Below are 22,114 nucleotides of genomic sequence, written 5' to 3' on the forward strand. Positions count from 1 at the left end.
TCAGTCCGGGAACTTTCGGCCCGGTAGTGGGAATGGCTCAGGCAGCAGCACTCGCGCGCAGGCGGCCAGGTTCAGAACCTGGCCGCCTTGCTTGCGAGCGAAGGCACTCTACCGATGGCAGTCAGGCACTGCTGCGTACCAGGGTCAGCCGGCGGTCTTCGTCGTCAACGTCTCTTCTGCTTTGCCAACCGCGGCCTCGAGCGCTCCGTCGATGTCTTCCGGTAGTCCGGCAACCATCGACAAGCTCACGACCACATCCTTGACGCCCGTCGTCACCATTGTGACCTCAAAGCCCTCAAGCGCTCCGCCGGCGGTGAACCGAACGGCAACCGGGTTCGTACCCACCTTCGGTGCGGATACCTCCCGGACCACGATCGGCGCCCGGCCTTCGCCCGGCACAGTGATCGTCAACTTGGTGCAGGCCTTGATCGCCGACTGGAACGACCGCTGCAACACGGCCACCGCCTTCGCTGAGCCCATCGCATCGAGCGATTCGTCGATGAACGGTCCTTGCTCGCCACCGGAGAAGGACCGATTGGCGGAGGCCTTGGAGCCGGGCGGCATGTCTGCGTTGGCGTAGCGGACGAGGGCGGCGCATCGCGGGTCCTTCGACGACAACGTGACGTCGTCTTCACTGTTGTCGTCAGGCTCGATCGAGAAACCCGACGGCATGTCCGCCAGCGCGAGCAGCGCCTTGGTGAGCTCTGCCGTGGTGCGCTGGACCACGGCGGGCGGCATGCTGGTCACGGTCGGGCTGGGCGTGGGGGTAGGTGTGGCGGATGGCGTCGGCGCGGGAGTGCTCGCACTCGCCGACGGGGATGGCGAGCTGGAGCCCGATTCCCCAGCGCAAGCGGTCAGCGAGATGGTGAGTACGGCGGCGGACAGCAGCGGCAACAAGGTGGACTTCGGCATGAGTATCTCCGGGATCAGGGCATGGTAGGACCACGCCGACCAGTCTTCCCGGCACACCTGGACGAACCATACACCGCGAAAGAGGTCGTCCGTTTAGCGCTGAGGGACCTCTCGGCGTCTACCATTTCGAGGATGCGGTACGCGAATGAGCAGGAGCGGTACGACGCGATCCGGGCCGGCGCGGTTGCCAAGCTGAGAGCGCGGCGAGCGGATCTCACCGGGCTTGGCGGCGAACCACTGGTGCGCAAGTTGACCGAAGAGGCGCTGGCCGAGTTCTACACCGACCAGATCGCGGCCAACTACGCCTGGGACTTCGTGGAGCGGGAGATCCGTCGGGCGATCGACGAGGCGTGATCGTTGCCCGCCCACCGCAACAACGAGACGGGTCCCGAGGACGCGGCTATCGCGGGGATCCTCAATCAGCATGGCACGGCCGCCGAGCGACTCGCGGCGCTCGAACGTAGTGACGCGCCGGAGCTCGCGTACAGCCTGCATGCGCGTACCGACGAAGAAGCCGAAATCACCACCTTGGCGAGCTATCTGCAGGCGAAGAAGCGCAACTGGCGTGCCGAGCTGGCCAGCCGCAGCGCTGGCAACCCGCCGAAGCTGGACTCGTGGGAACACTTCCAGCACCAGATGGGCGAGGTAACACCCGGCGTCGAACGCAACCAGCCGGTTTGGTTCCTGCAATCGGACGGCTACACGGTCAGCGGTACGAACCGGGCTGAGCTTGACGCGATCGGCGCCGCCCGGGAGCACCCGCCGCCCGACGATCCCCAGCAGTTGCTGGGAATCACCTATCAGCGCGACACGATGTACGCGATGCTGCCCGACGGTGCGATCTCCCGTCATGTCGGTACGTTCGACGCCGGCACATCGGCGTACGCGACGGGCGGTTGGGTCAACGACGTGATCCGGGTGACCGCGGACGCCGACGAGCTACGGCTGAAGGTGGCCGCTGTGGCCGATGGCGGCGACGGCAACGTGGCGATCCGCGGGACTGTACTCGAAGGCCCGGTTGGCAATCGCGGGTTCGCCGTTGGGTCGACGATCGAGCTTCACAAGAACCAGTCGACCGGTGCGATGACGATCCACGACACCGCCACCGGAACGAGCGACCAGCTCGCGGGCGGAACTTGGACGGCGTCGCTCGAGACCTTCGCCTATCACCAGGGCCGTACGCGGGTGAACGAGGGCCTCGGCATGCACCTGCCCGGCGCTGGTGCTCCCGAAAACCGCAACCGTGGAAAGAGCCTGCCGGTCGACGACGCGTTGTTCGAGCGGATCCGGAACCTCTACAGCCATCCCGAAGCCCCCGAGCGTGGATACGGCCAGACGCTGGGCCCGGCCCGGACGCGCCTCAACTTCAAGGAGGCCGGCTGGGACGTGAACGTACATCCGTATCGCAGGCTCGGCGGCGACGCCATGTTCACCGAGGCCGCGCACCCGGAACCCGGACCGTACAACGGCAATCTGCCGGTTCCGAGTACGGTCGACGTCAACAACACCCGCTGGTACTACAACCTCGCGAACGCGATGCCGGACCGGTTCGTCGGCGGGCGATCGAGTAGTTCGGCGTGCTACATGACGGCGGCGACGATGCTGTTGCACGAAGGACGGCTTTCCCAGGAGGAGGCCTCGGACGTGATGGCCTTCGCGGTCGCGGACATGGTGGTCAGCGGCGAACACAGCCTGCCCGAATGCATGACGAGCATCGTGATGGCCGCGGGTAGTTCGGAGCCTTGGCAGGACACGCCGCTCAACCTCTCGGTGGAGACACCTCCACTGCAAGCCTGGCTGCATCTTGTCAGCCCTGCGACCCGGGAGGAGATGCGGTCCGACGCCCGCGAGGCGCTGCGGCACTTGGTCGCCAACCCGACGCCGGATCTGAAGCTGGTCAAAGGACTCACCATGTTGGTCAAGGCAACAAACGAGTTCGAGCGATCGCAGCCCGGCGCCGATCGCGGGCCGCACATCGCCGCCGAGCTCGACAGGTCCGCTGGACTCGACAGGTCCGCGGGCGGCGACAGGTCTGCAGGGGTCGACAGATTCGCCGGGTCCGCCGGGCTCGACGGGTCCGCCGGGCCCGCTGGGCTCGACGGGTCCGCTGGGTCCGCTGGGTCCGCTGGGCTCGCTGGGCGCGGCAGGGAGAGGTCGAGCGCGCAAGGTGAGGTACCTCAATCCGGCCTGACTGGCGACCCGACGCGGCAAGGGACGCGGGAGAGCGCGGAATTGGCGGTCGCAATACGAGCAGGCCTCAATCCCACGCCCGCCTCAGTCCAACGCATCTCGGGAGGAGCCGCCGTAGACGGGACTGCCTCGGATGGGCCCGTCTCAGGTGCGGCCGTCGAGCAGGACCTGCGCCACCGGACGACCGCGGCGGCACGTGATACCGACCGCGGCGCCGACCGAGGCCGCTAGGCCAGGACCTCGCTACGGAGTGCTGGGGCGATCCTCACCTTCGAGCAGGTTCTTGAGGACCAGCAGATCGGCCTGTACGGCGTCCGCATCGCGGGTGAGGTCGTCGTCGGTCATGTCCGAACGCCGGCGGATCGTGAAGACCACCTCGCAACCCGTACCGTCGGGAATAACGCGCATCGGGTTGTAGACAACCTCGCCCGAGGGCAAAGTCACCTCGTGGTCGAGCACGCCGTACTCGTTACTCTCGGCAAACTTGACGACCACCTTGCCCATCGGCGATTCGGCGATCCATACCCCGTCAACCTGCTCGATCGAGCCACTCAACCCAGCGGCCCACTCAGGCAACTTGGCCGGATCCGCCGCATAGGCGTAGACATCCTTGGCCGACCGTCCGATAAACACGCTGACATGCCGCGAAGTACTCATACCGCCACACTAACCAGCACACCCACCCCCGTCTTGAACAATTCGGACACCCCACGGCGGGCCCTTCGTACCGCGCTAAGCCCCCGGCGCACGCCTCGCCAACACCCCGCGCGGTCCACCCCGGCCCACGCCTCGACCACATCCACCGGCCTCGTCCCAGGGGCGGCGCGTCCGCACCTGCCTAACTCCCTACGCCGTCCGCCTCATCCACACCTACGCGGCCCGCCCCGGCGTACGCCTCGCAAACACCTACGCGGCCCGCCCTGGCGCGCGCCTCGTCGACACCTGGGCGGCCCGCGCCGGCGCGCGCCTGGCCAACACCCGCGCGGCCGGCCCCGGCGAACGCCTCGTCCACATCCGCCGGGCTCGCCCCTTGCCGAGGCGGGCTTGGCATGCGGCTTGTCATGTCGTTCGCACGTGTTGGCCTACCGCTCGTTAGTACTGCGAGCGGTGGACGTGCTCAGGCGTCAATGACGGTGGTATCGCGGATACATATAGCCCGGTGTCCAGAATGGCGTGGCGCCGTAATAGCTGTAGACGTCGACGAAGTCCTGCGGTTCCTCGCGCGCGAGATCCGGATCGTAGACCGGGCCTTTGGCCACGTGCTCGTGGTGCTGGTCGATGTGCACCTTGTCGTCGTCCACCGCTGTCACGGCGTCGACCGGGATGAGCTTTTTGCTGTCCCCGATGCCCAGAATGCCACCGGAGCTGATCTGGAGCAGGCGCACGCGTCGTTCGTCCCGGTCGATGAAGAGGCTGTCGACCTTGCCGATTTCCTCGCCGCTGCTGTCCACGACCGTTCGACCACGGATGTCGTCCGCAAGATCGGCCAGCGTCAGGTCGGTGTCCTCGAGCCGTTCCAGCGTGGGTTGCTGTTGCTCGTTCATGGCTGTTCTCCAATCGGCGAATGCCCTCTCCACCCCGGTAACCCGATCTACCGGGCTCACACTGCCCAACGCCGTTCGAAGCTCGGTCGTCATGAGATCGTCAAGCGCGAAGCGTGTCCGCCGGTGACAGGGACGAGCCGTTGCCGCTGGAACAGCGCAACACCGGGGTCGATCTGGTGGCACCACCTCCCTTCAATCCACGCGGCGGTTTGGCCGGTGCAGGCGGTATCGACGTCAGGGGCGGGCGGACGAGAAGCCGGTCCAGCGCAGTTCGGCGGGCAGGTGGCTCAGGTCGTTGAACATGACGATGCCGGGCGGCAGACCGGGGCGGTACTCGATGACGGTGAGCGCGGTGTTGGCGCTGTCGAGGCCAAGCCATCGTGCCGGCGGGGCATCGAGGGCATGACACAGCAACCAGGCGATCGGGTACGAGTGCGTGATGAGGATTTCGTGGGTGTCGCCGTCCTGCGCGGGATCGGGAGTGGTCGCGAACCGGGCGATCAGGCTGTCAGCGGTCTTACGACCGGCCTCGGCCTCAGCCGCGTCGTACCCGTCGAAGAACGGTATCCACGACGCCGGCGTCTCGGCTGCGGCAGGGACGTAGGGGATGTGGTCGATGAGTTCGGCGGCTTCACCCACTGGCGTGTGCGCCGGTAGGTGCCGGGCGAGTTCGTATGCGCTGGCGGCCGCGCGCGCGAGTGGCGAGTGCCAGACGGCGTCGATACGAGCCCGTGCGAGGCGTTCGCCCAGGAAAGCCACTTGCTGCCGCCCGGTCTCGGTGAGTTCGCCGAACGGGTCGGCATCACCGTGCCGGGCGATGTAGAGGTGCCGGATTGGCATATGAGGGGGTCCTTTCGCGCGTCAGGTGGCGGTGATGGTGACGGTGCCGGTGGAGCCGTCGATCGTGACGAGGGTGCTGTCGCGGATGGTGGTGGTGGCGTCCGCGATGGCGACGACGGCTGGGAGGCGCAGTTCGCGGGCAACGATCGCGGCATGGCAAAGCGCTCCTCCGGTATCGGTGACCACCCCCGCGGCGATACGGAGCAGGGGAGTCCACGCCGGATCGGTATATGGACACACGAGGATGTCGCCCGGCCGGACCTGCGCGAAGTCGGCCGGTCCCCGAACTATCCGGGCAGTTCCGGTCGCAATTCCGTGACTGGCCGGCGTCCCGGCCAATAGCGTTCGCGATGCCACTGGCGCGACGGCTGGTGCCGGTGGGGGAGCAGCGGTGATCGGCCGAGCCTGGAGTATCCAGATCTGGTCGTTGTCGATCGCCCACTCGATGTCCAGCGGCCCGCCAAGTAGCGCCGCGGCCTCCTGCCCGAGTCCGGCGAGCCGTACGACGACCGCATCGCCCAGCGTTGCCCGATCCCGGTCATCGGCCGCCACCTGGCCAGCCACGAGCCCACCGACAAGGCGTTCGCCGGCGCTGTAGCCGTAGCCGTAGCCCTCGCGGGCGTGGGCGCCTGGGCGGTCGAGGCGGGTGCGTTTTTCTGCGATGGTGCGGGTGATCGAACCGTCGGCGTCGACGCGGTAGGAGTCAGGGGTGACGGTGCCACCGACGACGCTAGGACCGAGGCCCCATGACGCTTCGAGCGCGGTGGTGCCTTCTGCGGAGGTGAACATCACCCCGGAGACCTCGGCATCCACCAGGCGCTGGACGAGCACGGCCATTGCCGGGTCGTTGCCCGGTATGTTCGACGATCCAGGCTGCCCCGGCTCATCGGGAGGGTCCGCGCTGGAATCTTTGCTATAGGTAGGGGGTCGCCCTGACTCATCGCGGTTGGCAACGAGGAACGGCGGGTTGTTGCGAGAGGCAACAGATGGTGCGGGATCGTTGCGGTAGGCAATTGCTCGTGAGGAGTCGAGTGATTCCCAGCAGGTCTGCACCGCTTTGGCGACCTCGGCTACCCCGCGCACCGCGAGAACGCTTTCGTACTGACCAGCCCTCGACGCTTCGGCGGTGTCCTCGCCATCCGCCGACGACCGCACCGCGACCGGCACATCGCCGAGCTTGTCCAACCCCTCGGCGAGCAAGTCCAGCAGTCCAGTGGGCCGCAACGCATCCGAGGTCGCCGACTCGGCACGCTCCGGCCTGACTGCGATCGCTCGTTCGGTCCCGGCGAAACCGTCGAGCGTGGGCTCGGCGGTGGCGTCGCGGGTGGCCGCTTGATGAACGGTGAAGGGGATGACGAAGCCGTCTGGGACTGGCAGACCGGCGCGCAGTAAGGAGCCGAGGGCGCCTGCCTTGGCGCCGCTGGTACTGGTGTCCGCCGCGCTGAGAGGGATGATCATGCCGGAGTCCAATCAACAAAATGTTGACAACAATGTGTTGATTCTGCATGATCGGTGCATGGCACGCAAGCACGATGACGCGAAGGTTCTGATAGGCGCGGTTGACGATCGCGCCCAGGCGCAGCGCGAGCAAAAGGCGACGAAGCAGCTCCTCAAGCTCGGAGCGGACGAGCTCGAGGCTCGACCGTGGCGCCCAGCGCCAGTTCCGCCGTCAGCGGTGGATCTGGTCCACTTCGCGCTCTGGCGATCGGACGAGCTGGGCGCCGAAGGCGTGGTGAGCGCGCTCGAGCTGTTGCCCGCCGCGCGCGCCGAGGTCGAAGCGCTCGAATCCGGTCTGCTGTTCAGTGCCCGCAATGCCGGTCTGACCTGGGCGCAGATCGCGGAGGCGATGGGCTTCAACTCGCCGCAGGCTTGTCAGCAGCACTACAACCGGCTCACCGCCAGGAGGACGCCCTGATGTCTCGGGACTCGCCACCAGAGCTACTCACTCTGCATGCCGTGCGGATTAGCGGGTTCGCCGACACCGCCGCAGTGGCTCGTCGCTTCGGGCTGGACCTTGCCGAGACGGCAGAGATCTTGGGCGACGCGGAGGCGTGCGGCTGGGTGACTCATGCTGCCTTCGCCGGGATCGGCGGCTGGTCACTGACCGAGGCAGGTCGCGCGGAGAACGAACGCCGGCTCATTGCCGAGCTCGCCTCCACCGACGGCGGGGAGCGGGTTCGCGAGGTTTACCGCGACTTCCTCCCACTGAACGCGCGTCTCCAGCAGGCCTGCACCCATTGGCAACTCCGCCCCGTGCCGGGTGATCGGCTCGCCACGAACGATCACAGCGACTCCGCCTGGGACGCCGACGTACTCCGCGAACTCGCCGCGATCGATGCCGCGCTCGCCCCGCTTGCCGGCCACCTTGGCGACGTACTGGCTCGCTTCGGTGGATACGACTCACGCTTCAGCAAGGCCCTGGATCGTGCCAGAGCGGGTGAAGGCGGCTGGGTCGACCGTACCGACGTGGATTCGTGTCACCGAGTCTGGTTCGAACTCCACGAGGACCTCATCGCCACGCTCGGCCTCAACCGCGGCGAAGAGCCGTGAGCATGAGGGTGGCGTTATCCGCTGGAGGTGATACAGAGATAGACGCGATGCTGAGTGCCCGATCCACCGACCGGAGGTTACGATGCGGCGACGAGAGTACGAGGGCGCCGGTGATTTCCGGTTGATGCAGGAGCTGATCCAGCGGACATGGAATCCGCGGTCGCGCTTGCACATCGGCGACGTGGCCTGGGAGCGAAGCGTGAATGCCGCGCGGCGTGGAACGGGTTGGCGTACGGCGTTCTGGGAGGACGGCGGTCAGGTAGTCGCTTGGGGATGGGCGGAGCTCCCCGACCACCTTTCGCTCGTCGTCGATCCGGCCCAGCCGGACGTCGCAGCCGAGGTGATCGCCTGGTTCCAGGCCCTCGCCCAAGACGGCGCCTGCAGCATCCTTGAAGACGAGACGCATCTCAGCTCCGCGTTGGAGGCGGCCGGATTCCGCCCGGACGAGTCAGCGCCGTACTTCACGCACCACCGCATCTCGCTCGATGAGCTGCGTACGCCGGTAGTGCCCGAGGGGTTCGTGCTTCGCCATGTGGAGCCGGCCGAGGTGGAAAGGCGCGCCGAGGGGCATCGCGCCGCCTGGTCGGATTGGGGCCCGTCGAAGGTCACCGACGAGGACTTTGCCGCGGTGATGTCGGCCTGGCCCTACCAGCGCGAACTCGACTGGGTGGTCGAAGCGCCGAACGGAGACTTCGCGGCCAGCGCGCTGATCTGGTACGACGATGTGAACCAGGTTGGCCTCGTGGAACCAGTCGGTTGTGCGCCGCAGTACCGTCGCCGGGGATTGGCCCAGGCGGTCAATCTCGCCGCCCTGCACGCCTTACGCGACGCAGGCGCCACCTCCGCGACGGTTTGCCCGCGAGGTGATGACGCCTATCCGAAGGCGCGGGCGCTCTATCAATCCATCGGCTTCAAACCCGGTGCTCGTTCCAAGCTCTACGTGCCTAGCTGATCTGGCGCGCGCGGCCGCCCGACGCGTACGCCAGCCGGCGACCAGGGGCAACGCTGTCGGGCGGTCGCGGTCACAGCTGAGCGAGAAGCGGGCGGAGCGACTTCATGATGACCTCGGCCCAGAACGCCGTTCCGGTTCCTGCCTTCGGGTGAACGCCGTCGGACAGATAGTGGGTGATGTAGGCCGGGCCGCGGTACTGCAGCCACATGCTCCAGGGGATGACCTGAGCCGGGCCCATCTTGTCGTGGATTTGTACGTTGACCCAGCCGGAGTTGCGCTGATCCGCGACCTGAACGTCTGCGGGCCTCGCCCAGCGAGACGCGTGGGTGTCGACCCAGAGCACCTTCGTGGTTGACGGAAGTCCCGCCAAGAGCCGGGTGATCTGCGCGGACATCACCGACGGGTCGAAGATGTCGTTCGTGCCAGTGGCCATGACCAGAATCTTCGGCTTCGTGGTCAGCGAGAGAACCCAGTTGACGGCCGGGGCCGTCGGACGACCGGACCAGTAGTTGACCGCGGCCGACCGACCTTCCGCGTTGACCGCTGCGATGATGTCGGATCGGCCCAAAGTGGTGAGGGAGTCTCCGACGATGAACACATCCGCGACAGGATCGCCGTCGGATACGGTCACGTCGCCGATCGTGCCGTTCGCCTGCGAAGTCCAGTCGCCGATCGACCCGCTGCCGAAATCGATCGCCGTATTGCGAGCGCCGGCCGGGCCCATCAAGCCGGTAGCGAGGGCAAGAGTGAGGGCGCCGGTGAGCGCCATCCGGATGCTGCCTTTGTTCATGATCGCCTCTCGTTGAGCACCGGATCACCTAGCGCCCGGTGCACAGGTCGCCTTGAGCGTAAGGCCGCGCGGTACCGAACTGAGGTGGTGAAGGCAACAATTGCACGTTGCTGCAACGCCCGGATCTGACCTAGTCCGCGCCACCGCGCCACCGCGCCACCGCGCCACCGCGCCACCGCGCCACCGCGCCACCGCGCCACCGCGCCACCGCGCCACCGCGCCACCGCGCCACCGCGCCACCGCGCCACCGCGCCGCCGCACCACGGCGCAACGGCAAGCGTTCGTGCTCGCTCCGCCGGACGGCCCGTGTCATCAGCTAGCGGTCCGAACGTGCAATCGCAGCGACGCGGAAGGAAGAGCGAGGCTGGTTGTCACGCGTCTGAAAGACGACTGTGCCCGCCACCCTGCCGCCGTTGTGCCGGTGCAGCGTAATCTCACGGTCATGCCAGGAAAACGACAGCCCACTCGTCGCCGAGCGACACCCGAACCGGCGCCGGTGGAGGTCTCGCGGCCGCATCCCGCCGCGTGGCTCGCTGCCCAGGGGATAGCCCGCCAGATGGAGGGCGTTCGCGTGGAGCCGCAGCCCGATGGCTCCGTTCGAATCGTCAACGAGCCCTAACCCACGACGGTGCCCCGCCCGCTCCCCATCGAGGCGCTCGATGCCGCCCGTCGCCGGCGATCACCCCGACTCCAGCCGCCCGCCAACGTGTCCTAACGGCCGTAAGGCGTCCTGGTTCGAGGTCCGCGCCCACGCCGGCGTCCGCGCTCAAGTCCGCGGGCACCTTTCATACGGCGTCCCGGCTTGAGGTTCCGACCGCGGCGGTGTTTGACGTCCTCGTTCAAGTCTGCGGACGGGTCGTACGGCGTCTTGGCTTGAGTCGGCGACCGCGGCGGTGTTGCGTTGTTGTTCGGGTCGGTGGGCGCGGGGTGCACCGCGAGTGTGAGTGAGGGCTGTTGATGTGGCGGTTCGGCGTTCTTGCTTCGGCTGGGTCGGGACGGCGGCCGGGAGGGAACGCGGTTCGCTGGAGCGTTGTTGCGTTGCGGCGCCAGGTGTGGAGCTGCTCGACGGGGGTGGATCGGGGTGGGATAGGGTTTTGTGAAGGCGATCACAAGCGGACTGCTGGAGGATTTCGCACCATGGCCAGCCACGCCGTATGCCGGCGGATGTGACCGGTGGTGTCCGTTCGTGAGTGGTTGGACAAGACCAGCGAGACGTGGGCGCCGCCGACGGCTCGTGATTCGGCCGGGCCGTTTCGGTTCCTCTTCTGGTTGACCCGATCGCAGGCTCGACGTGTCGCGCTGGGTGCGACGTTGGGTACGTGCTGGACGGTTGGTCTTGCTGTGCCCCCGTGGGTGTTGTCGCGTGCGATTGACGAAGGTCTCATCGAAGGCGATTCGGCCGCTCTGATCATGTGGGCGTTGATCCTGCTCGCCGTCAGTGTGCTGGTGGCGCTTGTGGGCATCGGCCGGCATCGCACGATGACCAAGATCCGGATGGACGCGTCGTTCCGCTCGGTCCGGGCCACGGTCTGGCACACGTCTCGTCTGGGAGCCTCGCTGACCCGGCGCGTGAATGCCGGCGAGGTGGTCACGGTGGGCATCGCCGATGTGCAGATCGTCGCGCAGGCGTTGACCGTCACGGGTCCCGGTGTGGGCGCCGTAGTGGCTTACGTCGTCATCGCAGTCGTGTTGTTCACCATTTCACCGTTGCTGGCCGCGGTGGTGCTGGCCGGCGTACCGCTGTTGGCTATCGCGGTCGGGCCGGTCCTGCAGCGCATTGAGCGTACGGGGGGCGAGTACCGCGCATTGCAAGGCCGGTTGACGACGCGCCTGGTCGACGTACTGGCCGGGCTTCGCGTACTCAACGGCCTTGGTGGAAAGGCGTTTGTCGCCGAGCGGTACGAACGGCAGTCGCAAGGACTGGTGGACCGCGGCTACCGGGTTGCCGGTCCGTCGAGTTGGCTCGGAGCGTTGTCGGGCGGTTTGCCTGGGCTGTTCCTGGCCGCGGTGGTGTGGTTGTCGGCGCGAATGGCCGCCACCGGCGATATCACCACCGGCGAGCTTGTTGCCGTCTACGGGTATGTGGCCGTGCTGGTGGTTCCCGTGTCGTTCTTCATCGAGGGTGGCGGTGACATCGCTCGCGCCCGGGTGGCCGGGCAACGAATCATCAACCTGCTCAACCTGCCGATCGATCGGCCCGATCACCGCGACCCCGCGCCGATCCCGGCTGGCTGTGGTCCGCTGGTCGATCCCGGCTCAGGAATTACCGTTCGTCCCGGCCTGCTGACGGCGTTGGTAGCCGCGAGGCCGGCTGAAGCAGTCGCGGTAGTTGAGCGGCTCGGACAGGTGAGCCCCGATGGCGGCGCCGAGGTGACGTGGGCGGACGTGCCGATCAGCGATGTCGATGGTGACGAGTTCAGGCGCCGGTTGGTTGTCGCCGACAACGATGCCGAGGTGTTCGCCGGCACCGTCCGGGAGGTCGTCGCGGGACGACTCGGGGCTGATGACGACCGGATTCAGGCGGCCCTTCGAGTCGCCGTGGCGGAGGACGTCGTGGAGGCATTGCCGGGTGGTCTGGACGCAGCGATCGCGGCGGGCGGGAGCGACCTGTCAGGCGGACAACGGCAGCGGATCCGGCTCGCTCGCGTGGTCTATTGCGCGCCTGACGTGCTGCTCGCGATCGACCCGACCTCAGCGGTCGACGCGAATACCGAGGCGGCCATGATCGACCGGCTGCGCGAAGCCCGGTGCGATAAGACAACGGTCATCACGACGGCATCGCCGCTGGTGCTGGACCGTGCCGACGAGGTCATCGTGTTGGTCGACGGCAAGGCCGCGTCAGTCGGCACACACGCCGAACTGCTGCGCAGCGACTCGTACTACCGCGACCTGGTGTCCCGGGCCCAGGACGGCAACGGCGACAGCGGAGTGGCTGATGAGTAGGCAGCTGCCCGTCGGGGGCGGGGCGGAGATCCGTGCGGCGGCGATGGGCGACCTGCGTGCGGATCGTGGTGCCGTGGTTGGGCTCGTCCTCGTCAACGGGCTTGCCGCCGCGGCGGGGTTGATCGGCCCGTGGCTGGTCGGGCGGATCATCGACACGATCCGCGCCGGGTCGGGCGACGTACTCAGCACGGTGGACCGGCTTGCCTTCGGTGCTCTGCTGTTCACCGTCGTACAGACAGTGCTGTCGTGGTGGGCGCTCAAGATCGGGTACCGATTCGGCGAACGTACCGCGGCACGTGTGCGCGAGCGGTTCTTGCAGCGGACTTTGGCGCTGCCGCCGAGAGTCGCGGACCAGCTTCCGGCCGGTGATCTGATCACTCGCGGAAGCACAGACGCGTCGCTGGTCGCGATGGTCTTGCGATACGCGCTGCCGGAAGTTCTGGTGGCCACGGTCCATGCGTTGTTCCTCATCGTCGCGGTACTGGTCTTGGACCCGCGGCTCGGCCTCTGCGGTTTGCTCTGCTTGATCGGTGGCGGAGCGGCGGTGCGCTGGTACCTGCGGCGCGCGCGGCCGGTGTACCTGGCGGCTGCGGCATCCCAGGCGGACCTGGCCGACGTCGTTGCCAGCACTGCCAAAGGCGCCCGCACGATTGAGGTGCTCGGGTTGGAAGAGCGGAGGACGGAGGTTACCGAGGCTGCCATCGCTGAAGCCCGGTCCGCCCGACTCGGGGCGCTGTGGCTGCGTACGGTGCTGTTTCCGTGGTCGGAGGTCTCGCTGGCGCTGCCGGCGGTGGGAGTCCTGCTGGTGGGTGGGGCGCTTTACGCCAACGGTTCGGTCAGTCTCGGGGTTGTGGTGACGGCGACGTTGTACCTGCGGCAGCTCGTCGGGCCGCTCAATACGTTGATGTTGTGGATTGAGCAGCTACAAGGGGCCGTAGCGTCCTACGCCCGGGTCGAGGGCATTGCGGACATCCCGGCGACTGACGCTCCGCGGACCGCTCCAACCGCCGAGACCACTGCAACCGCCGCGACCACTGCAGTCGCGGAGACGGCTGCAGTCGCGGAGACACCTGCAGCCGTCGAGAGCGTTGGCAGTGAAGGGCATGGCGACCGGATTCGCGTGGACGGCGCTCACTACAGCTACACGGGCGTACGGGACGTGCTGAGGGGCATCGATCTGCTGGTGCAACCCGGCGAGCGGTTGGCCATCGTCGGCACTTCCGGCGCAGGAAAGTCAACCCTGGCACGCTTGTTGGCCGGCCTGGACCGCCCGCACACGGGTTCGGTGACCATTGCCGGTACGGCGGTCGCGGACCTGCCGCCGGACCAGCTGCGCGAACACGTCGTACTGATCACTCAAGACCATCACGTCTTCCACGACACCGTGCGGGACAACCTCCTGATCGCCAGGCCAGACGCGTCGGACGAAGAACTGGTCGACGCGTTGAGGGCTGTTGGGGCCTCGTGGCTGGACGACCTGCCGGACGGACTGGACACAGAGATCGGCAGCGACACCAATCTCGATGGCGCCAGGGCGCAGCAACTCTCGTTGGCGCGGGTCGTACTCGCCGATCCGCACACGCTGATCCTGGACGAAGCCACCGCGCTGCTCGATCCCAAAACCGCCCGCCAAACGGAGCAATCCCTCGCCGCCGTACTCCGCGGCCGCACGGTCATCGCGATCGCCCACCGCCTGCAAACCGCGCACGACGCCGACCGAATCGCCGTCATGGAAGCAGGCGAGCTCGTCGAACTAGGCACTCACCACGAACTAGTCACCGCCGGAGGCGTCTACGGCCAACTCTGGCGCAGGTGGCACACAGACCTCCCACCCAACAACCAGTAACCCTAGCGTTCGCGAATGACGCTCCGCAGGGCGGCATTGCAGCGGCCGTCGTATCCGCGATCCTGGCCGTTGCCGGGCTAGTTCGCGACGGCGCTGCCAGCGGACCCCACCATGGGCCCAATGCTGGTCCACGGCCTGACGCTCTGGGCGAGCGCTGTCTGATCGCTAGTGTCCTGAGTCGGAAGTTCGTGCACATCTCCGGCGCCCAGGCACGCACCTCGCGGCGTTGGAGAAACGGCCCCGATGCTAGAGCATCGCGACCGCTTCTCCGCCTTGCGATGCACGCACCTGGACACCGGAGCTGAAGCACGAACTTCCGACTCAGGACACTAGCCGCGGAGCACCGGTCGTCGGGCCGGCGGGTGGGTGGGCGACCTGAGCAGAAGTACTCAGGGCGGATAAGTAGTAGTTCGGTGGGGTTGGGGTGGGGCGTTCGGCAGGGTGGTGGGTATGGCTGAGCGGCAGGGGCTTTGGGTGATGGGCCTGGACGGCGTGGTGGGGATGCTGTTGGTGGCGAATGCTGTGGTGGCGGGGCCGTGGTTGTGGGACGCCGCTCGGCGGGATCCGGAGCAACTGGCCTATCCGTTGGTGTCGCCCAGTTTCGCGATGGTGGGCATGGTGGTTGGTGGGCTCGGTGCGTTGTGGTGGCGGTTTGGACGGCCGGGGCGAGGTACTGCCGGTGCCGTCGCGGCGTTTGTTGTTGGGTATGCGTACGGCTCGATCGTGGCCATGTACGGCTTCGGTCTGGCGCTCGGCTATCTCCTGCGAGATTGGCACTTCTGAGCACCAAAGACCCCTAGGCGCCTGGCTGGCGGTCCGCCAGCCAGGCGCCGGCAAGCTGTCGGGCGGTTAGTGGCAGGTGGTGGTGGGGGAGCTGTCGAGGACCTCGTTGTTGAGGCCGATCAGCTGGCTGGTGAAGGTGTTGTCGGTCATCGTCAGCTTCCGTACGCCGTGCGTCTTGGTGATGGTCTTCGCGGTCGCCTCGTGCTCGGCATGTACGTCGCGCAGGCTGTTCGTGCCGCCGTTGCCGCCGATGATCTGCAGCGGCCCGGCCGGGTTCGGCTTGCCGGCCTTGTCCTGCGGTACGAAGCGCTCGTAGTGGTGGTCGTGGCCGTTCAGTACGAGATCGACCTTGTTGTCCACGAGGATTCCCCAGATCGTGGCCGCGCCCGAGTTGTCGCCGTGGTCGCCGGAGCTGAAGCGCGGGTGATGGTAGTACGCCGCGACGCACTTCTTCGTGTTGTTCAGCAGGTCATTCCGGAGCCACGCGTGCTGTGTGGTGCTGGTCAGCTCGGTCGAGTCCAGCGCGATGAAGTGCCAGTTGCCGCGCTCCCAGCTGTAGTACCGCTTACCGTCCGGACGCGCGATCGCGCCGAAGTACCGGTGGTACCCGTCGTACGCCGGCGAGGAGTACGTCTCGTGGTTACCGACGGACGGCTTCATGATGCTCTTGAACCGGCCCCACGACTTGTCGAAGTAGCTCGTGAAGTCGGAGTAGTGCGCGTTGCTGTACTGGTTGTCGCCCATCGTGATGACGTTGACCGGCTTGATGAAGTCGACCACGTTGGCGGTCTTAGGATGGACGCACGTGCTGCTGGATGCGGTGCAGCGGTCCGCGATGTCACCGGCGGCCGCGATCACGAACTGCCCGGTGGCACCGGCTGCAGTTGTGGCCGTGATCGGCGCGCTTTGAGCCGACTTGTTGTTGTTCGGGTCCAAGGCCCGCACCGTGTAGGTATACGCCGTCTGCGGGGTGAGACCCGTGTCGTTGTAGGTGTTCTCCGGCACGGACGCCACGAAGACGCCGTTGCGGAAGACGTCGTACCCGCTGACGCCCACGTTGTCGGTCGAGGCGGTCCAGCTCAACGCGATGCTGCTGCCTGTGATGGCGCCGGCCGCCAGGTTGGTCGGCACGGTCGGGGCCTGGGTGTCACCGGTGGAGCCGCTGACACCGTAGACCTCCAGCTCCCACAGCGAGTAGCCGTACGTCGTTCCACGCTGGGTGCCGACGACGCGCACATACCGGCCGTTCGCGGCGAGGCCGGTGTGGTCGTCGATGCCGCCGTCGCCGCTGGTGATGGTTTTGACCGTCCGGAAGTTCACGCCGTCGTCGGAGGTCTCGATCCGGTACGACTTGGCGTAGGCCACTTCCCAGTTGAGCTTCAGCCGGCTGACGGCCGAGGGCTGGCCGAGGTCGATCCGGATCCACTGCGGGTCGACGCCTTCGGCGCTGGCCCAGCGGGTCGTCGTACTGCCGTCGACCGCATATTCACCAACGTAGGACGCGCCTTCGATACTGGACGTCGCGACGATCGCGTTGCGGGACAACAACACGTCGGCCGTGGTGGCTCCTGAGCTGGATTGCAGGCCGACGGTGGTCGCGATCGTCAGTACGACGATCGACACCATCGGCACTTTGAGTCTTCTGAGCGGGAACATGGCGCACTCCTGCGGGCACGGGGACGCGATACCAGCGACCCGAATTAGGAAAAGTGGTTAACAGTTCCGCGAAGTCCAGCGCAGTCGCCCGGCAGTGCCCATGCATAACGTCCGGCAGAACCACTTCTGCCGGACCGTCCTCCGCCTCAGGACAGCCCGTCGTCGCAACGGCGGAGTGACCTCATACCGAAACAGTCGTGTCAGTCGAGAGAGATGGCGGGCCACGCCGCTAGGTGGGGCGGTGCGGGCGTGGGTGTGTTCACAGGTCTTGAAGGTGTTCAATTTCGTTGAGGGACAGCACTTGGTGGCTGTGGTGGGTGGTGTTGCGGCGCAGGGTGGTGATGCTGCCGGGGGACAAGGGGAAGAAGGCGCGGTCGGTTGAGGTCATGGGCATGCCGAGCCAGGCGAGGATCAGGTAGCTCGAGGCTGAACCGTGCGACACCACCACCTGGTTCGTGACCGGCCGGCGGAGGATGTCGTCGAGCGCCGGATACAAGCGTTGGACCAGTTGCAACCGGGTTTCCGCCCCGGCTGGGCCGTCGTGATGGCCGAGCCGGTCGCCGTACTCCGGAAGGGCGATGCGGTGTTCGGCGAGCCACGCCTGGGGTCGTCCGTCGGCCTCACCGTGGCACCTCTCGCGCAGCCGTGCATCCGGCTGCACCTCGACTGAGAACCGCCGGGCGATACGCTCCGCCGCCTGGCTGGCTCGGCGCAGATCGGATGAGTAGACCTCGACCGGCGCAGGACCGATCCGCGAGGCCAGGACATCGGCGATACGTTCGGCCTGCAGGTGGCCGTGGGTGGTCAGTTCGGAGTCGTACCAGCCGCCGACCAGTCCGTCGACGTGGTGTTGAGCCTCGGGATGAGTGACCAGATAGATGTGCCGCATGACCCCTCCTTCAACTCAATCCTGCAGAACTCCAAATCTTGCAGAAACTCCAATCCTGCAGGCCACAACGGGTCAGGCCGTCTTGGTGATGGATCCGCCAACCGCAGTGAGAGTGCCGTCGTAATTGCGCAGGTTGTACTTGTCGGCATCCTGGCCCGTCACCCGGTAGGTGTAGGTGCCCTTCGGGAGCGTGGCGCCCGTGCTGGTTTTACCGTTCCAGGTCTCGATGACCATGCCGTCGGTGTTGGCGCAGTTGAAGACCCGTACCTTCGCCGTACCGCGGTAGATCGTCACCTGGCAGGTGGGCAACGCCTTCGAGACGGGCAGTTTCAGCGTCCAGCTCGTTGTCATCGACGAGGGCGCGAACGCCGCGCCGAGGTAGACCGGAGCATTAATGAACGGCGCCAGCTGAACGGCCTTGAAAGCCAGGTCCTTGTCGGTCCACACCAGGGTCTCGTCGTCGAGATCGAACTGGTCTGGCGTGACATCGCGCGCGTCGACCGGCCGACCCACATTCGGACTCGCGGGCAGCGTGCCGGCCGCAAGCTGCGTGCTGGTGCCGTGTTTGATCGTCCGGAGTTCTCGCTGCGTGCCGGGCTTCGCGTCGAAGGCGAGGTATCCGCCCGACAGCTTCAGCGAGGTGGTGCCCTTGGTGGCGATCGTGCGTTGCGTCTTCGCGGCGGTGTCGCGGATCGTCAGGGTCTGCGCGCACGGTTCCGTGCTCGGGCAGCCCGTCACCCAAGCCAGCCACTTGCCGGAGATCGCGACGGCGACGATCCGCGTGGTGCCCGAATAGTGCACGGCTCTGACGTTGCGGACCACGTCCGCTACCACTATCGCTTCGTTGTTATTGCCCGCCGCGTGGATCATGTGGTTGCCGAACAAGGCGGCGACCTCGGGCCGGCCGGTGTAGGTCATGGTTTGCAGATCGATGCGGGTGGGCCATGACCAGTTGGTGGGCGGAGAGCCCACGAACTGCCGGCCGCGCAGCATGATGCGATTGCCCGAGGCTTGCGGCGGCGCTGAACCCAGCCCGGGCAGTTCGGTGATCACGCCGGCCGAATCGCGCAGCTGGTTGCCGCCGTACTGCAACCAGCCCGCTGAGCCGGACAACGCGGCGTACTGCGTGTCGCTCAGCAGCTTCTGCTCCGGGCCGAGCACCAACTTGCCGGCCGTGATGGACGTCGTCCGCGTGAACACCTCGAACCGGGTCCAGCCTTCGCTGTTGGGGCCACCTTTGCTGTACGAGATCCGCCCAGGCTGTACGGCGACCGCGTGCGTCCCCGTCAAGACTGCCTCGGTGGTAACGGAAGCCGCTGCGCGATGGAGGTGTAAGGCCTGGGCGGCGGTGGTGCCGGCCGGAATCAGGGCGAGAGCGGCAATCGCCGCCGTGCCGGTACGCCAAGTCATCTGAAGTGCTCCTCAAGCAATCGCGCGGCGGGGCAGAGCGTTGTGCCTCGCACGGTATCGGCGCGGCGGTCACCGGCACGCGCTTTCCCGCAGCCCTTGCAGCTTCCTGCAGAGAGCGGTATAGCGCCCGCAACTGCTCACTAACAACCTCTTGACGTCACTTCCGCGCATCGCTGAGAGTATGCGGACGGACCACCAACCCCTGAGGAGTCCACCGTGCCGTCCCGCCTGCGTCGTCGTACTCTGCTGCAACTCGGACTCGCCACGGCGGCCGTCGCCGCCACTGACCTCAGGCACTTACCGGGCGCTCTGGCGGCCGACGAATTCGATGCGCTCCGGTTGCGCTGGCTGGCCCTCAGTACCGGTGGCGCGATCGACCCGGCGGACCCGGTTTATGCGACTGGCCTCGCGCGGCTCAGCACGGACGCGGTCAACTTCCGCGACACCATGCTCACCTCGGCCGACCGGACCGCCCTGTGGCCAGATCTTCCGTTGAGTTCGGCCTCGGGGAACTTCTCGATCAGCTACACCCGGCTTCGGACGATGGCGCTGGCCCGGGCGACCCGGGGCACGGCCGTCACCGACGACCAGGCCGTCGGGGAGCTGATCGTCAGCGCGCTGGACTTCCTCCACGCGAAGGCCTACAACGAGACCAAGCCGGAGACCGGCAACTGGTGGTTCTGGGAGATCGGCGCACCGCGGGCTCTGACCGAGACCTGCGTCTTCGCGTACGACGTCCTGGACGCGACCCGGGTCTCGACGTATCTCAAGGCCGTCGACCGGTTCGTCCCGGACCCCAACCGCCGTACCAACTCGCCGAACCTCCGGGAGACCGGAGCCAACCGCGTGGACAAGGCGGTCATCGTCGCGCTGCGCGGCATCCTCGGCCGTACGGCTGCCAAGGTGGTCGCGGCGCGGGACGCGTTGAGCGATGTGGCCGAGGCCGGTCGCAACAGCGTTTTCAAGTACGTCGAGTCCGGCGACGGGTTCTACCGCGACGGCTCGTTCATCCAGCACGGGAATCTCGCTTATGTCGGCACCTACGGCAACGTCGCGCTGAGCGGAGTGGCGAACCTCTTCTATCTGCTGGGTGGCTCGTCGTGGGAGATCACCGATCCGAACCGGGTGGTGATCCTGGACGCGGTCGAGGCGAGCTTCGCGCCGTTCATGTCGAACGGGTTGATGATGGACTGCGTCTCCGGCCGGGCGATCTCCCGCGAGCGCGCCGGCGATCACCGGCACGGTCACGGCACGACCTCGAGCGTGCTGCTGCTCGCCGGTGGTGTCGAGGAGCCGTACGCGTCGCGGTTCCGCCGGCTGGCCAAGGACTGGATCAGCAGCGACCGGCTGAACGACTACCTCGCGGAGGCGTCGATCCCGGAGATCGCCCGGGCCAAGGCGGTGCTGGCGGATCCCGCGGTCAGGCCGCTGCCCGAAGCGCTGCGGCACGACCAGTTCCACAACCAGGACCGGGTGGTGCATCGCCGTCCCGGCTGGACCTTCGCGATCGCGATGTCGTCGCGGCGGATGGCGCGCTACGAGTGGGGCAACGGCGAAAACCTGCGCGGCTGGTACGTCGGCGACGGCATGACGTACCTCTACAACGACGACCACGGGCAGTTCAACGACGCCTTCTGGCCGACGGTTGACGCGATGAAGCTGCCCGGTACGACGGTCAGCACCCGGCAGCGCGCGCCACACGCCGGTACGAGCGGCACGGGCACGATCGCGGCCTACGCGGACTGGGTGGGCGGAGCGTCGTACCGTGGTGTCGCCGGTGCGGTCGGCATGCATCTGATCAACCACGACAAGAGCGTGCAGGCCCGAAAGTCCTGGTTCTGCGTGTCCGACGCGGTTGTCGCCCTGGGCGCCGGAATCATCGGCACCGACGGTCATCCGGTCGCCACGATCGTCGAGAACCGCAATCTGCATGCCGACGGCACGGACGCCCTCGTGATCGACGGTGCGGCTCAGCCCATGGATCACGGCTGGACGGCGGAGGCCGGCGGCGCGACGTGGGCCCACCTCGAAGGCACCGGGGGATACCTCTTCCCGAACGGCGGCGACCTGCACGCGCGGCGGGAGGAACGAACGGGTTCTTGGCGCGAGATCAACACCGGCAACGACACCGGCGGTTCCACCACCCCGCACAGCCGGCGCTACCTGTCGCTTTGGCTCGACCACGGCAGCAACCCGACCGCGGCCGGCTACGCCTACGTGCTGTTGCCGGGAGCAACGATTGAGCGGACCGCGGAACTCGCGGCGGACTCCGGCTTCGAGATCCTGGCGAACTCGGCCACGGTCCAGGCGATCCGGGCAGCGCGAGACCGGCTCACGCTCGCGAATTTCTGGACGGTGGCAGCGGCTGGTGGAATCACGACGACCGGGCCGGCCTCGGTGGTGGTAGGCCTGGATCCCGGCATGTTGCACGTCGCGGTGTCGGATCCGAGTCGCACGCAGCAGACGGTCCGGGTGACGATCGACGTACCAGCGCGCACCACCATCGCCACCGACCCGGCCGTCACCGTGGTCGCAACCGGCAGGCGCCTGGTGCTCGATGTGGCCGTTGGTGGAACCCGCGGCGCCACTCACACGGCGAGTTTCACGCGATCCTAACGCGACGGCGGCCGGATGAGGTGCTGCTCGATAACGCGGGCGACGGCCGGGGCCAGGACAATCTCGCCGCGGGCGGTTCCGCGGATTGCGCGGAACAAGTCCTCCGGCGGAGCGTCCTTGAGCAGGTAACCCGAGGCGGTTCCGGCAGCGCGCGCAGTCGCACGGTGACCTCGACGCCACCCGGACCGCGACC

General features: G+C 67.2%; 19 protein-coding genes and 1 pseudogene. 10 read left to right on the top strand and 10 right to left on the bottom strand.

Going from position 1 to position 22,114, the window contains the following annotated elements; translation table 11 throughout:
- Positions 1-144: 144 nt before the first annotated feature.
- Positions 145-738, bottom strand: coding sequence for a hypothetical protein (locus ACFFGN_RS19445; RefSeq protein ID WP_380049532.1), 594 nt, complete (start codon positions 736-738; stop codon positions 145-147).
- Between ACFFGN_RS19445 and ACFFGN_RS19450 the strand changes: the two genes are divergently transcribed.
- The 3 genes from ACFFGN_RS19450 (at position 737) to ACFFGN_RS19460 (ending at position 3,333) form a co-directional block, all read left to right on the top strand.
- The gene (locus ACFFGN_RS19450) at positions 737-940 is read left to right on the top strand and encodes a hypothetical protein (protein WP_380049534.1); all 204 of its coding nucleotides are present in this window, start codon (positions 737-739) and stop codon (positions 938-940) included. The two genes, ACFFGN_RS19445 and ACFFGN_RS19450, sit on opposite strands and share 2 nt — an antisense overlap.
- 104 nt (positions 941-1,044) lie before the next feature.
- Positions 1,045-1,266, top strand: coding sequence for a hypothetical protein (locus tag ACFFGN_RS19455; RefSeq protein ID WP_380049536.1), 222 nt, complete (start codon positions 1,045-1,047; stop codon positions 1,264-1,266).
- Positions 1,267-1,269: 3 nt separating this feature from the next.
- Positions 1,270-3,333: a hypothetical protein gene (locus ACFFGN_RS19460; protein WP_380049538.1), complete on the top strand. Its 2,064-nt coding sequence runs from the start codon at positions 1,270-1,272 to the stop codon at positions 3,331-3,333.
- Positions 3,334-3,345: 12 nt separating this feature from the next.
- Here the strand turns inward: ACFFGN_RS19460 and ACFFGN_RS19465 are convergent, their stop codons facing one another.
- The 4 genes from ACFFGN_RS19465 to ACFFGN_RS19480 all read right to left on the bottom strand — a co-directional run bounded on the left by ACFFGN_RS19465 (position 3,346) and on the right by ACFFGN_RS19480 (position 6,944).
- The gene (locus ACFFGN_RS19465; RefSeq protein ID WP_380049540.1) at positions 3,346-3,759 is read right to left on the bottom strand and encodes an SRPBCC family protein; all 414 of its coding nucleotides are present in this window, start codon (positions 3,757-3,759) and stop codon (positions 3,346-3,348) included.
- Positions 3,760-4,226: 467 nt separating this feature from the next.
- The gene (locus ACFFGN_RS19470; RefSeq protein ID WP_380049542.1) at positions 4,227-4,646 is read right to left on the bottom strand and encodes a PRC-barrel domain-containing protein; all 420 of its coding nucleotides are present in this window, start codon (positions 4,644-4,646) and stop codon (positions 4,227-4,229) included.
- 234 nt (positions 4,647-4,880) lie between these two features.
- Complete coding sequence (locus ACFFGN_RS19475) at positions 4,881-5,486, bottom strand: histidine phosphatase family protein (protein ID WP_380049544.1); 606 nt, start codon at positions 5,484-5,486, stop codon at positions 4,881-4,883.
- Between the two features lie 21 nt (positions 5,487-5,507).
- The gene (locus tag ACFFGN_RS19480) at positions 5,508-6,944 is read right to left on the bottom strand and encodes a PEP/pyruvate-binding domain-containing protein (protein ID WP_380049546.1); all 1,437 of its coding nucleotides are present in this window, start codon (positions 6,942-6,944) and stop codon (positions 5,508-5,510) included.
- Here ACFFGN_RS19480 and ACFFGN_RS19485 point away from each other — a divergent pair.
- The 3 genes from ACFFGN_RS19485 (at position 6,943) to ACFFGN_RS19495 (ending at position 8,988) form a co-directional block, all read left to right on the top strand.
- The gene (locus ACFFGN_RS19485) at positions 6,943-7,401 is read left to right on the top strand and encodes an SANT/Myb-like DNA-binding domain-containing protein (RefSeq protein WP_380049548.1); all 459 of its coding nucleotides are present in this window, start codon (positions 6,943-6,945) and stop codon (positions 7,399-7,401) included. The genes ACFFGN_RS19480 and ACFFGN_RS19485 overlap by 2 nt on opposite strands.
- Positions 7,401-8,036: a transcriptional regulator gene (locus tag ACFFGN_RS19490; protein ID WP_380049550.1), complete on the top strand. Its 636-nt coding sequence runs from the start codon at positions 7,401-7,403 to the stop codon at positions 8,034-8,036. The genes ACFFGN_RS19485 and ACFFGN_RS19490 overlap by 1 nt, the downstream gene beginning before the upstream one ends.
- An 82-nt stretch (positions 8,037-8,118) precedes the next feature.
- Positions 8,119-8,988 (top strand): GNAT family N-acetyltransferase, encoded by an 870-nt coding sequence (locus tag ACFFGN_RS19495; RefSeq protein WP_380049552.1) that lies wholly within the window; start codon positions 8,119-8,121, stop codon positions 8,986-8,988.
- Positions 8,989-9,058: 70 nt separating this feature from the next.
- Here the strand turns inward: ACFFGN_RS19495 and ACFFGN_RS19500 are convergent, their stop codons facing one another.
- Positions 9,059-9,778, bottom strand: coding sequence for an SGNH/GDSL hydrolase family protein (locus ACFFGN_RS19500; RefSeq protein WP_380049554.1), 720 nt, complete (start codon positions 9,776-9,778; stop codon positions 9,059-9,061).
- Between the two features lie 1,341 nt (positions 9,779-11,119).
- Here ACFFGN_RS19500 and ACFFGN_RS19505 point away from each other — a divergent pair.
- The 3 genes from ACFFGN_RS19505 to ACFFGN_RS19515 all read left to right on the top strand — a co-directional run bounded on the left by ACFFGN_RS19505 (position 11,120) and on the right by ACFFGN_RS19515 (position 15,350).
- The gene (locus tag ACFFGN_RS19505) at positions 11,120-12,721 is read left to right on the top strand and encodes an ABC transporter ATP-binding protein (RefSeq protein ID WP_380049555.1); all 1,602 of its coding nucleotides are present in this window, start codon (positions 11,120-11,122) and stop codon (positions 12,719-12,721) included.
- On the top strand, positions 12,714-14,567 hold the full coding sequence (locus tag ACFFGN_RS19510; RefSeq protein WP_380049556.1) for an ABC transporter ATP-binding protein: 1,854 nt from the start codon (positions 12,714-12,716) through the stop codon (positions 14,565-14,567). The genes ACFFGN_RS19505 and ACFFGN_RS19510 overlap by 8 nt, the downstream gene beginning before the upstream one ends.
- Positions 14,568-15,017: 450 nt before the next feature.
- Entirely contained in the window at positions 15,018-15,350 is a 333-nt protein-coding gene (locus tag ACFFGN_RS19515; protein WP_380049558.1) for a hypothetical protein, read from the top strand.
- A 66-nt stretch (positions 15,351-15,416) separates the two neighbouring features.
- Here ACFFGN_RS19515 and ACFFGN_RS19520 read toward each other — a convergent pair whose 3' ends face one another.
- From ACFFGN_RS19520 to ACFFGN_RS19530, 3 genes are all read right to left on the bottom strand, one after another.
- A complete protein-coding gene (locus tag ACFFGN_RS19520) occupies positions 15,417-17,006 on the bottom strand; it encodes a discoidin domain-containing protein (protein ID WP_380049560.1) in 1,590 nt (529 codons plus the stop codon).
- Positions 17,007-17,265: 259 nt separating this feature from the next.
- A complete protein-coding gene (locus ACFFGN_RS19525) occupies positions 17,266-17,895 on the bottom strand; it encodes a histidine phosphatase family protein (RefSeq protein ID WP_380049561.1) in 630 nt (209 codons plus the stop codon).
- A 72-nt stretch (positions 17,896-17,967) separates the two neighbouring features.
- Positions 17,968-19,305: a hypothetical protein gene (locus tag ACFFGN_RS19530; RefSeq protein WP_380049563.1), complete on the bottom strand. Its 1,338-nt coding sequence runs from the start codon at positions 19,303-19,305 to the stop codon at positions 17,968-17,970.
- Positions 19,306-19,521: 216 nt separating this feature from the next.
- Between ACFFGN_RS19530 and ACFFGN_RS19535 the strand changes: the two genes are divergently transcribed.
- Entirely contained in the window at positions 19,522-21,921 is a 2,400-nt protein-coding gene (locus ACFFGN_RS19535) for a polysaccharide lyase 8 family protein (RefSeq protein WP_380049565.1), read from the top strand.
- Here the strand turns inward: ACFFGN_RS19535 and ACFFGN_RS19540 are convergent.
- A pseudogene (locus tag ACFFGN_RS19540) lies at positions 21,918-22,058 on the bottom strand (DNA-binding response regulator); the annotation flags it as partial. The gene ACFFGN_RS19535 and the pseudogene ACFFGN_RS19540 overlap by 4 nt on opposite strands.
- Between the last annotated feature and the right edge of the window lie 56 nt (positions 22,059-22,114).

The organism is Kribbella deserti, assembly GCF_042434725.1.
Taxonomy (GTDB): domain Bacteria; phylum Actinomycetota; class Actinomycetes; order Propionibacteriales; family Kribbellaceae; genus Kribbella; species Kribbella deserti.